We start from the raw sequence: 11,131 nt of genomic DNA on the forward strand, positions 1-11,131 counted from the left end.
GGCCCGTCCGGGGCCCGGGCCCGGCCGGGCCGCACACCGTCTCAGCGGCCCTCGCGCACCGCCCGGGCCGTGGTCTCCGACAGTCCGCCGTCGAGCCGGAGCCAGCGGGTGATCCCGATCGACTCCAGGAACGGCACGTCGTGGCTCACCACGATCAGCGCCCCCTCGTAGGCCTCCAGCGCCTCGGTCAGCCGCCGCACGCTCGCCAGATCGAGGCTGTTCGTCGGCTCGTCGAGCAGGAGCAGCCGGGGCGGCGGATCGGCCAGGAGCACCATCGCCAGCGCCGCCCGGAACCTCTCCCCGCCCGACAGGGTCCCCGCCGGGCGGTCCGCCGCGGCTCCCTTGAGCAGGAAGCGGGCCAGCCGCGCCCGTACGGCGTTGTCCGTGCGGTCGGGGGCCGACCGTGCCACGTTCAGCACCACCGACGAGGCGTCGTCCAGCACGTCCAGCCGCTGCGGCAGGAACCCGGTCGCGACCAACGGGGTGGCCTCGCCCGAGACGGGCGCCAACTGCCCGGCGATCAACCGGAGCAGGGCGGTCTTGCCCGCCCCGTTGCGACCGGTCAGCGCGATCCGCTCGGGACCCCGCACCATCAACGCGCCCCGCAGCGGCGGGCCGTAGGGCGGCACCGGATCACGCAGCAGCAGCACCTCGCTGCCCGGACGGACCCGGGTCCCCGGCAGCTCGACCCGGATCTCCTCGTCCTCCCGCACCGCCAGTTCCGCCTCGTCGAGCCGCTCCCTGGCCGCGGCCAGCCGCTCCGTGTGCAGGACGCGGTGCTTGCCCGCGGACACCTGGGCGGCGCGCTTGCGCTGCCCCATGATGACCTTGGGCTCCCGCTTGGTGTCCCACATCTTCTGCCCGTACCGTTGACGGCGGGCCAACGTGACGTGTGCAGCGGACAGTTCGCGTTTCCGCCGCTGTACGTCGGACTCGGCGGCCCGCACCGTGCGCCGTGCCGCCTCCTGCTCGACGGCGAGCGCCTCCTCGTACGCCGACAGGTTCCCGCCGTACCAGGTGACCGAACCCTCGCGCAGGTCCGCGATCCGGTCCACCCGCTCCAGCAGCTCCCGGTCGTGGCTGACGACGAGCAGCGCGCCGGTCCAGGCGTCGACCGCGTCGTAGAGCCGCCGCCGGGCGTACGCGTCCAGGTCGTTCGTCGGCTCGTCCAGCAGCAGCACCCCGGGCCGTTCCAGCAGCAGCGCGGCCAGGCGCAGCAGCACGCACTCGCCGCCGGACACCTCCCCGACGGTGCGGTCGAGGCCGATGTGCCCGAGGCCGAGGCCGTCCAGGGTGGCGAGGGAGCGTTCCTCGATGTCCCAGTCGTCGCCGATCACCGCGAAGTGCTCGGGCCGGGCGTCGCCCGACTCGACCGCGTCGAGTGCCGTGCGGCGGCCGGCGACGCCGAGCACCTCGTCGACCCGCAGCGCGGTGTCCAGGGTGAGGTTCTGGGGCAGGTGGCCGAGTCCGCCACGGGTCCTGACCGCACCCGCCTGCGGGGTGAGATCACCGGCGATGAGGCGCAACAGGGTGGATTTGCCACAGCCGTTGAGGCCGACGAGACCGGTGCGGCCGGGTCCCACGGTCAGATCGAGACCGGTGAAGACCTCTTCTCCGTCGGGCCAGGAGAAGGCGAGGGAAGTACAGCTGATGTGGGTGTCGGCAGCGGACACGAGGATCTCCCGTTGTACGTCGGGAACGACAGGGACGGCGGGCGGAAGCTGAGATCGCACACGGGCGCTCCGGGCCGCGGCGAGGCGCGGCGGGCGCTGCACGGTGTGCACAGGACCTCAGATCAGCAACGTCCCACTCCGATCGACGACAACAGGAACCGTCACGAAGGTAGGGCCGGGGCGCGGGCCCGGCAACCGGATTTTCTCCGCGGTCAGCGAGGACCGCCGAGGAGATCGGTCAGACCCCGGTCCAGGTCCAGATACCGGTGCTCGTCGCCCATCGGAACGAGCTCCTGCGCCCGCTGGAGGAAACGCCGCAGCTCGTCGGTGCGCACGTGGACCATGGCGATGCCCTCGGGGGCGTGGAACTCCAGCACGGTCCTCTCGTATCCGAACGGCCGTACGCGCACATCGCCCTGCCCTGCGGGGGAGTCCACCCCGGTGGTCAGCAGCTCGCGGGAGAACTCCCAGGACACCTCGGTGCCTTCCAGGGTCGCCGGGGCCGGGAACGCCATGCGTACGGCGAAGGGGTACTGGCGGTCGTACTGAAGGGTGGCTGGCAGGGTCTCCATCCGGGGTGCGGACGCGACCATGCGGGCCTGCACGGACTGCTCGATAACGCTGGACAAGACCTGCTCCCTCTCGCGCGGCCGGGTGAACGGTTCCCGGCATTGGAGTAGACGACGGAACTCCTCGTTTCGTGCACCGGCGCGCGGCGTGAGCTGCGTCACCGCCCCCGGAGGTCCGGCCCGGACCCCGCACACCCCGGCTCTCCTGCCCGTTCGGCGGCGACACACCCCGGACGGGCCGGACCCGTGGTCCGGGCCCGCCCGTGATCACCTCGGCGGACGGCCCATACCGCGGAGCCGGTCCGGGGGAGGTCAGGACGTCGCGGCGATGCGCTCCGCCGGTGCCCGGACCTGTTCCACGAACGTCCACCCGCCGTCCGGCGCGGAGTGCGGGGTTCCCGGAGGGACCGTCGTCCACACGGAACCGTCGTCGGCGACGAGGATCATGCCGCGGGCGTGCAGCGAGTGCACCGAGTCCCGGGCGTCGTCGGAGCTGACGTCGACGCCGGGGGAGAGCCGCGACAGCAGACCGGTCCCGGCCGGCAGGAGTTCCAGCTGCCCGATCGCGCCCAGCGGGAGGTTCGGACCGTAGACGCCGCGGAAGTGCGGCAGGACCCGCATGATGGCGGCCTCGGTGGAGCCGGCCCCGAACCGGGCGGTCACCCGGGCCATGACCCCGGTGTCCGTGCCGACGGGGCTGTCCCAGTCGGTGGAGAACGCCCCGGGCGGTTCGAGGTCGAACAGGGGCTTCCGCCGACGCGGGCGCGGTGTTCCGGTCGGGCGGGGTCCGATGCGCTGGGCGGCCGTCGCGCGGCGGGCCACCTCATGTGCCCGTCGGGCAGCCGGGTCTGCTTGTCTGCGTGCCATACCCGCGCAACGAGGGGACTCCCGCCGGGTTGCGGGTCCCGCCGCACTGTCCCGGAGCCGGAGCCGGAGCTGTGGAGCGGGAGCCGGAGCTGTGGAGCGGGAGCCGACGTCCGTTCTCAGCCGTGGGGGCGGGGCACCGCGCAGGCCGCTGTACCGCCCGGCATGCGCTGGCGGTTCCTGGCGACCCAGCGGTAGACCAGATTCGCCGCCGGGCGGACCAGGGGCAGCCGGAGGAACCGTCCGAGGCCCCGGTAGGGGCGTGCCGGGGAGGATTCGAGGAGACCGGCCAGGGCGGCGACCCCGCCGGCGCGTACCCGGTCTCCGTCGAAGAGGAGAATCTCCCGGTCCAGACGCTCCAGGTGAGGTTCGGTGAGCTCCGGCGGGAGGGTCTGCCAGGCCACGGCCTCGGTGCGGGGATGGGCCCGCCGCTGGATCTGCCGGACGGCGGTCTGGCAGAAGCCGCAGTCACCGTCGAAGGCGAGCACGGTGCGTCTTCCTGTGTTACCGGTCACGGTGTCGTCCATGACGTTCCCTCCATCGCTGTGCCGTTCCCAGAGGTGCGGAAGCCCCAGCCTAGGGGCGGCCGGCGCAGCGGGGGTGATATCCGGCCCGGAGCCACCGACGCTTCGGCGGCACCGGCGGAGGCCGGGGCTGCCGCGGATCCCCCGGCCGCGGGCGCGTTTCCGGCCCGGGGTCACCTTCGCGGCGGGGCGGGGGACTCCGGGCCGGCCGGAGCGTTCGGCGCCAGGGCGGCCGGCCCGGCCCCGGGCGCCAGGTCGTCGCAGACCCGGGCGTCGCACGCCGGGGCGCCGGCGGCGGCGCGGGGACGGAGCGGGACGCCGTTGGCGCGCAGCACGTCGCGGACGTCCAGGATCAGCGGGAAGACCTCGTGGTTGCGGTCCTCGCCCTGCTCGTCCCAGGCCCGCTGCTCGGCCTCGACGGCCATCCGGTCCTCCGCGAAGACCCGTTCGGTGAAACGCCGGATGAACGGCCAGGCCACGTGCAGCGCGGCGGACAGCCTGGGCTTCTCGATCATGAGGAGTCCGTAGGCGTGGCACCTGCGCTGCTCCGCGTCCTCGGGCACGTACACGGCCCAGAGCCGCAGGACCGGGCGGTCGGCCTTCTCGGGGACCAGATCGAGGGTCTGGTACGGGTACTCGGTGCGGATGGTCATGACGTCGCTGGTGGCCTGGCCGCCGATGCCCTCGGCGGCGAGCAGGCCGGCGCTCCGGTTGCGTTTGCCCCCGGTGTGGGTGAACAGGTAGCGGGCCTCCACCGAGGCCGGGCCGCTCTCGTACCCCAGCAGTTCCGGCTGGAGCCTGCCGACGACGCCCCGGTGGAGGAACTGGTGGTTCATGTCGAGCAGGTTCTCGTGCATGAACGAGTAGTGGCAGCGCACGGTCCGGGAGAACGTCATGGTCCGGTACGTCGGGGAGGCGTAGCCGGGGACCTCGGGCAGCGGGGTGGCCGCCGCCTTCTCCGGGTCGCCCGGGAAGACGAACACCAGGCCGTACGCCTCGCGGACCGGGTAGCCGCGCACGCCGCGCGGCGGCCGGCGGTCGCCCTTGGACAGGTACGGGATCTGCGAGATGCGGCCGTCGCCGCGGTAGGCCCAGGCGTGGTAGCAGCAGCGCAGCGTCTCGCCGTCCACGACACCCATGCTCAGGGGCACCTGCCGGTGGGCGCACCGGTCCTCCAGGGCGTGCACGGCACCGCTCCGGGCGCGGAAGACCGCGATGCGCTCCCCGGCGAAGGCGGCCGCGGCCACCCGCCCGGCGCGCACGCTCCGGGACAGTGCCACGGGGTACCAGAAGTCCGGATTCGCCCCTACCCGCCGCAGGTCGGGGAGGCCGGCGTGCTGATCGCGACGCTCCGGGGGCCGGCCGTGCCGGATGTCGTCCGAGCCGTTCTCGGTCATGCCTCTCCCTCGTCCGTGGGAAACGCTCTCCATCCTGGCCGCCGACCACGGACGAGCGCTTGCCCGGGGCGTCCGGACGGGTGCTTTCCCGCGAAGCGGGGGCGCCGGGGGTCCGACTCCGGTCCGGCCGCCTCGTGGCCCCCGGCGGGGCCACCGGCCGGTGCCGGGGGGAGCGCCCCGGAGGTGGGCGGACGCCGCCGCCGCCACCGGGCCCGCCCGCCGCCCCGGCCGTGGCGGCGGGCGGGCCCGGCCGGGCGCCCGGCCCGAGTCCCCGGCGGTCCCCAGGGCTGTCCCGCAGTTCCCGGCGGGCGCACGGCGACAGCCACGGCGCCTCGCCGCGGGACAGCCCTCAGGAGGCGCCGTCGAGCACCTCCCGCAGCCGCTGCCCGAACTCGTCCGGCTTCCCCGGATAGCCGAACTCCCCGTCGAGGAAGCCGCCGTGATGGCTCGGGAAGACGGCCACCGGATGCCCGAGCAGTTCGGCGGTCGCGGCGGACGTCCGCCCGGTCTGCACGGCTCGGGACTCCTCGCCCACGGCGATCACCACACGGGTGGCAGCCGCGGCGAGGGCGTCGACGTCCGGCCGGTAGTCGCTGATCGCCCAGGACCGGTCGGACAGCAGCGGGTCGTCACGTGACCCGTCGTCCTCGGCGGGCATGCCGAACGCGGCGGGATCGGGCGCGGGCCGCGCGAAGTACGCGTCGGTGAACTCGCCCTCCCACGAGGTCATCGCCACGAACGCGGCCATCCCGGCCCCCCACCCGCGCTGCTCGTAGGCCTCCCGGACCTCGGCCCGCGCCCGGACCGCCGCCGGACCGTCGGGGGTGAGCGTGATGAGCGGCGGCTCGTGCGCCACGAGGGTGGTCACGTCACCGGGGTGACGGGCCACGAGGGCGAGAGCGGTGACCGCCCCGCCGCTGCTGGCGAACATCTCGACCGGCCCGGCCCCGAGCGCCTCGATGACGGCGTGCACGTCGTCGGCCTGGACCTCCGGCGTGTGGTCGGTCCGCCCGTCCCTGCGGACGCTGCGGCCGAGCCCCCGGGGGTCGTAGGTGACCACGGTCCGCTCGGGGAAGCGGGCCGCGAGCGCGACGAATCCGGAGGCGTCCATGGGCTGGCCGATCATGAACAGCGGCGGGCGGCCGTCAGCCGTGGGCAGGGGTCCGCGAACGTCGTGGACGAGATCGGCGCCGACGGTTTCGCGTGTGTACGTTTCCATACCCGTGCAGACCGGCCCCGCCCCGGAAACTCATCGGCCGCGCCCGGACCGGAAACCGGCCGGCCCCGGCCGTCCGCTACGGCAACCGCTGCTGGTACGCGGCGAGTCCGGGCGCCGTCCTGGTGGCGATGAACTCGGTGATCCGGTACGCGCACACACCGTGCTCGGCGAACGGGTCGCCCGCCGCGATCCTCTCGATCTCCGCCCGGTCCTCCCCGACGGCCAGCACCACTCCGCCGTCCCGGGGGTTCTTGCGGCCCGAGGCGATGAAGACGCCCGCCGCGTACTGCTCGTCGATCCAGGCCAGGTGCTCCCGCATCAGGGCGTCGGCGCGTTCGACCGGGGCCGTGTAGGTCAATTCGAGTACGAACATGATCGTCAGGCTACGGGATTCCGGCCGCCCGCCCCGGGGCCCGCCGCACACCGCGCAACGGGCGCCCGCACAGCACCGCATAAGCTTCCGGACATGACGACCTCCCCCCTCCCCGCCCACGAGACCCCCGCCGACGAAGCCGAGGGCCGGGCCGTCCAGGACCGGCTGCGCGGCCGGGTGATCCTGGACGAGGCGGGACCGGAGGCCGGAACCGGGCTGGTCACCGGGGTGGACGTGGCCTACGACGATGTGAAGGACGTCGTCGTCGCGGCAGCCGTGGTCCTGGACGCCGTGACCCTGGAGACGGTCGACGAGGCCACGGCCGTCGGCCGGATCACCTTCCCGTACGTCCCCGGGCTGCTGGCCTTCCGGGAGATCCCGACGGCGCTGGAGGCGCTGGAAGGACTGAGCGTCGACCCGGGCCTCGTCATCTGCGACGGCTACGGTCTGGCCCACCCGCGCCGCTTCGGACTCGCCAGCCACCTGGGGGTGCTGACCGGTCTCCCGGTGATCGGCGTCGGCAAGAACCCGTTCACGTTCACCTACGAGGCCCCCGGCCCCCGGCGCGGCGACTTCTCGCCCCTGCTGGACGGCGAGGAGGTGGTCGGCCGGGCGCTGCGCACCCAGGAGAACACCAACCCGGTGTTCGTCTCGGTGGGCCACCGCATCAGCCTGGACAACGCCTGCGCCCACACGCTGCGCCTCGCCGGCCGGTTCCGCCAGCCGGAGAGCACCCGCCGGGCGGACGCCCTGTGCCGGCAGACCCTGCGGGAGGCGACCGCCTGACGCGGGCCCCGCGGCCCCGGGCGGGCGGCCCGCCGCGTTCGCCGACGGCGGCGCGGGCGGCCGGCGGCGAGACCGTGCCGACCGCCTGCGCGGCGGGCCGGCCGCACACCGACCCGGACCCTTCGTGGATACGCGAACGGCGGCCACCGACCACGTGACGGTCCCGGGCGTGGAACAGTCCCGCAACTGAGTACCCGTACGGATGGCGTAGATCTGTACAGCTGGGCAGGCTAGAACGCATGAACGCCTCTCGCGCAGCCGTCCGCACCGCGCCCTTCGACCCCGCTCAGCGCCGCATGGCCCTCGGCATGCTCCTCGGGAGCGCCGCCGGGCTCGTCTGGCTGGGCGCGATGCTCTACACGCTGGCGGGCTGGATCTTCTAGGCTCCCGCCCGCCCGGCTCCCGGGGCCGGCTACCGCACCGCCGCCACCCGGAACCGCAGGCCCGCGGCCGTCAGCCGGTGAAGGAGCGCGTCGCCCATGGCCACCGCCGTGGTGACCTGCCCGGAGGTCTCCGGCAGCTCGTCCACTGCCAGGCACACCGCCGACTCGGCGAGGATCTTCGCCGTCTCGCCGTAACCCGGGTCGCCGCCGGACACCTCGGTGAAGACGCGCCGCCCGCCGCCCTCGCCGACGAAGCGGATGGTGAACCAGCTCCGCTCGCGGCGTGCCTCGTCCGGTCCCCGCCCCGGCTCGTAACGCCCCATCAGCCACTCCCGGGCACCCTCCACCTGCGCGGCGGCCACCAGCGCGCCGATCGCCACCGGGGCGCCGAGGGCCATCGGCAGGGTCTTGACCGAGGCGAAGTGCCGGTAGCGGAAGTCGGGACCATACCGCTCCAGGGCCCGTGCGGAGCGGCCCACGATCGTCGGGTCCACCGTCGGCAGCGGCAGCGCCCAGGTGCCGACGGAGCCGTTGAAGTGCGGGGAGCCCGCCGGGGTGCGGACCCGTCGGCCCACCAGGCGCGGCTCGTGGAGCCGGCGCTCCCGGGCGGCGGCCAGCAGCTGCGGGCCCCGGCCCATCGCCGTCAGCGCCGAGGCGAACGTCCCGCCGGAGAACACCGCGTCGGTGCGGACGAAGCCGTCGACGGTCAGGGGGACGTCCTCGGGCAGCTGCTTGACGGTGAAGTACGCCCCCAGGTCGTGGGGGACGGAGTCGAAGCCGCAGGCGTGCACGATGCGCGCCCCCGTCTCCCGGGCCCGCGCGTCGTGCTCCAGATACATCCGGTCGATGAACTCCGCCTCCCCCGTGAGGTCCGCGTAGTCCGTCCCGGCCTCCGCGCAGGCGGCGACGAGCTTCTCGCCGTAACGGATGTACGGGCCCACCGTCGTGGCCACCACCCGGGTGGAGGCGGCCATCTCGGCCAGGGCCTCCGCGTCGTCCGCGTCGGTCTCCAGCAGCGGCAGTTCCGCGCAGCCGGGCGCGATCGCGGTGAGCCGCTCGCGCAACCCCTCCAGCTTGGCCCGGCTGCGGCCGGCCAGTGCCCAGCGCAGGCCGGCCGGGGCGTGGGCCGCGAGGTACTCGGCCGTGAGCGTACCCACGAAGCCGGTGGCTCCGAAGAGGACGACGTCCAAGGGGCGGGTCGCGTCGTGCTGCCTGTTCACGAGTACCTCCGTTGCGAGCCGGTGCCGACGTGGCAGGCAGAGGGTAGCGGAGAGCGACGGGGCGGCGCCCCGCAGGGCGGGCCGGACGCGGGACTCTCGCAGCACGCCCTAAGCGCTTGCTCGGCCCGAGGGGTTGTGCGGAGCGGGGCACGTTCTTAGCATCACTGATGTTACATCGGTTGTGTCACACCTCTGGGGGCTCACAGATGGCGAACGGCCCAAGGCCCGTGCACGGTCCGCTGACCGGTGTCAGGGTCGTCGAGCTCGCGGGCATCGGACCCGGACCGTTCGCGGCGATGCTGCTGGCGGACCTCGGGGCCGACGTCGTGCGCGTCGACCGTCCCGGCGGCGCGGGGATCGGCATCGCTCCCGCGTCCGACCTCACCAACCGCAACAAGCGCTCCGTCCTCCTGGACCTCAAGGGCGACGAAGGGCCGGCCCGCGTCCTGGACCTCGTCGAACGCGCCGACATCCTCATCGAGGGCTACCGCCCCGGCGTGGCCGAACGCCTCGGCGTCGGACCCGACGCCTGCCTCGCCCGCAACCCGCGGCTCGTCTACGGCCGGATGACCGGCTGGGGCCAGGACGGGCCGCTCGCCGAGCGCGCCGGACACGACATCGCCTACCTCGCGCTCAGCGGCACCCTGTCCATGATCGGCAAGCCGGACGAGCCGCCCGTGGTCCCCGCCAACCTGGTCGGCGACTACGCGGGCGGCTCGCTCTACCTCGTCGTCGGCGTCCTCGCCGCCCTCCAGCACGCCCGCGGCCACGGTGAGGGGCAGGTCGTCGACGCCGCCATCGTGGACGGCGCCGCCCACCTCGCCACGATGATCCACGGCATGCTGGCCGCCGGGAGCTGGCAGGACCGGCGCGGGGCGAACCTCCTCGACGGCGGCTGCCCCTTCTACGGCACCTACGCCACGTCCGACGGCGGCCACATGGCGGTCGGTCCGCTGGAGGAGAAGTTCTACGCGGAGTTCGCCGCTCTCCTCGGCATCGCGGACGCCTTCCCCGACCGGTGGGACGTCGCCCGCTGGGACGAACTGCGCGCCGCCGTCGCCGAGCGCTTCTCGACCCGTACGCGCGCCGAGTGGACCGAGGTGTTCGACGGCACCGACGCCTGCGTGGCCCCCGTGCTCTCGCTCACCGAGGCGCCGCACCACCCGCACCTCGCCGCCCGCTCCACCTTCGTCGAGCACGGCGGCCTCACCCAGCCCGCCCCCGCCCCGCGCTTCTCGGCCACCCCCGTCTCCGTGCGCGGCGGGCCCGCCCTGCCCGGCGCGGACACGGCCGCCGTCGCCGCCGACTGGGACGTACCGGGGCTCCGGCCCACGCCTCACGACTAGGAGAACCCGTGCAACGGCAGATCTTCACCGAGGAACACGACGCGTTCCGCGAGACCGTCCGGGCCTTCCTGGCCAAGGAGGTCCTCCCGCACTACGAGCAGTGGGAGCAGGACGGCATCGTCTCCCGCGACGCCTGGCTCGCCGCCGGCCGCGCGGGACTGCTGGGCCTCGCGGTCCCGCAGGAGTACGGAGGCGGCGGCAGCGACGACTTCCGTTACAGCGCCGTCCTCGCCGAGGAGTTCACCCGGGCCGGGGCCCCCGGCCTCGCCATCGGCCTGCACAACGACATCATCGGCCCCTACCTCACCGGGCTGGCCACCGACGAGCAGAAGCGGCGCTGGCTCCCCGGCTTCTGCTCCGGCGAGACCGTCACCGCCATCGCCATGACCGAGCCGGGCGCGGGCTCCGACCTCCAGGGCATCCGCACCACCGCCGAGGACAGGGGCGACCACTGGCTGCTGAACGGCTCCAAGACCTTCATCTCCAACGGCATCATCGCCGACCTGGTCGTCGTGGTCGCGAAGACCACCGCGGAGGGCGGGGCCAAGGGACTCTCCCTCATCGTCGTCGAGCGCGGCGCCGAGGGCTTCGAGCGGGGCCGCAACCTCGACAAGATCGGCCAGAAGGCCCAGGACACCGCGGAACTCTTCTTCAACGACGTCCGCGTCCCCAAGGAGAACCTCCTCGGGACGCGCGACGGCGCGTTCCTCCACCTGATGACCAACCTGGCCCAGGAGCGCATGGGCATAGCGGTCGCCGGCATCGCCGCCGCCGAAC

12 protein-coding genes are annotated in these 11,131 nt (G+C 74.1%); 4 read left to right on the top strand and 8 right to left on the bottom strand.

Annotated elements, in window-relative coordinates; all coding sequences use genetic code 11:
- Nucleotides 1-41 precede the first annotated feature (41 nt).
- The 7 genes from DTB53_RS30610 to DTB53_RS30640 all read right to left on the bottom strand — a co-directional run bounded on the left by DTB53_RS30610 (nt 42) and on the right by DTB53_RS30640 (nt 6,619).
- The gene (locus tag DTB53_RS30610; RefSeq protein ID WP_012378238.1) at nt 42-1,673 is read right to left on the bottom strand and encodes an ABC-F family ATP-binding cassette domain-containing protein; all 1,632 of its coding nucleotides are present in this window, start codon (nt 1,671-1,673) and stop codon (nt 42-44) included.
- A gap of 212 nt (nt 1,674-1,885) precedes the next feature.
- Complete coding sequence (gene ssgD / locus DTB53_RS30615; protein WP_012378237.1) at nt 1,886-2,302, bottom strand: spore wall synthesis regulator SsgD; 417 nt, start codon at nt 2,300-2,302, stop codon at nt 1,886-1,888.
- A gap of 252 nt (nt 2,303-2,554) precedes the next feature.
- Nucleotides 2,555-3,064 (bottom strand): hypothetical protein, encoded by a 510-nt coding sequence (locus DTB53_RS30620; RefSeq protein ID WP_012378236.1) that lies wholly within the window; start codon nt 3,062-3,064, stop codon nt 2,555-2,557.
- A gap of 161 nt (nt 3,065-3,225) precedes the next feature.
- A complete protein-coding gene (locus DTB53_RS30625; RefSeq protein WP_012378235.1) occupies nt 3,226-3,633 on the bottom strand; it encodes a thiol-disulfide oxidoreductase DCC family protein in 408 nt (135 codons plus the stop codon).
- 170 nt (nt 3,634-3,803) lie between these two features.
- Complete coding sequence (locus DTB53_RS30630; RefSeq protein WP_012378234.1) at nt 3,804-5,027, bottom strand: Rieske 2Fe-2S domain-containing protein; 1,224 nt, start codon at nt 5,025-5,027, stop codon at nt 3,804-3,806.
- Nucleotides 5,028-5,376: 349 nt separating this feature from the next.
- A complete protein-coding gene (locus DTB53_RS30635) occupies nt 5,377-6,246 on the bottom strand; it encodes an alpha/beta fold hydrolase (RefSeq protein ID WP_012378233.1) in 870 nt (289 codons plus the stop codon).
- 76 nt (nt 6,247-6,322) lie between these two features.
- Nucleotides 6,323-6,619, bottom strand: coding sequence for a YciI family protein (locus DTB53_RS30640; protein ID WP_003964889.1), 297 nt, complete (start codon nt 6,617-6,619; stop codon nt 6,323-6,325).
- A 93-nt stretch (nt 6,620-6,712) separates the two neighbouring features.
- Here DTB53_RS30640 and DTB53_RS30645 point away from each other — a divergent pair, with 93 nt between their 5' ends.
- Nucleotides 6,713-7,405: an endonuclease V gene (locus tag DTB53_RS30645; RefSeq protein ID WP_012378232.1), complete on the top strand. Its 693-nt coding sequence runs from the start codon at nt 6,713-6,715 to the stop codon at nt 7,403-7,405.
- Between the two features lie 239 nt (nt 7,406-7,644).
- Complete coding sequence (gene mmpA, locus DTB53_RS37010) at nt 7,645-7,788, top strand: morphogenic membrane protein MmpA (RefSeq protein WP_003964887.1); 144 nt, start codon at nt 7,645-7,647, stop codon at nt 7,786-7,788.
- 29 nt (nt 7,789-7,817) lie between these two features.
- On the opposite strand, the gene DTB53_RS30650 is transcribed toward mmpA, so the two are convergent.
- Complete coding sequence (locus tag DTB53_RS30650; RefSeq protein ID WP_012378231.1) at nt 7,818-9,008, bottom strand: saccharopine dehydrogenase family protein; 1,191 nt, start codon at nt 9,006-9,008, stop codon at nt 7,818-7,820.
- A gap of 206 nt (nt 9,009-9,214) precedes the next feature.
- Between DTB53_RS30650 and DTB53_RS30655 the strand changes: the two genes are divergently transcribed.
- On the top strand, nt 9,215-10,354 hold the full coding sequence (locus DTB53_RS30655) for a CaiB/BaiF CoA transferase family protein (RefSeq protein WP_042495649.1): 1,140 nt from the start codon (nt 9,215-9,217) through the stop codon (nt 10,352-10,354).
- 8 nt (nt 10,355-10,362) lie between these two features.
- The coding region (locus DTB53_RS30660; protein ID WP_112416017.1) for an acyl-CoA dehydrogenase family protein at nt 10,363-11,131 on the top strand (769 nt) is incomplete at its 3' end.

This window comes from Streptomyces griseus (assembly GCF_900460065.1).
Taxonomy (GTDB): Bacteria; Actinomycetota; Actinomycetes; order Streptomycetales; family Streptomycetaceae; genus Streptomyces; species Streptomyces griseus.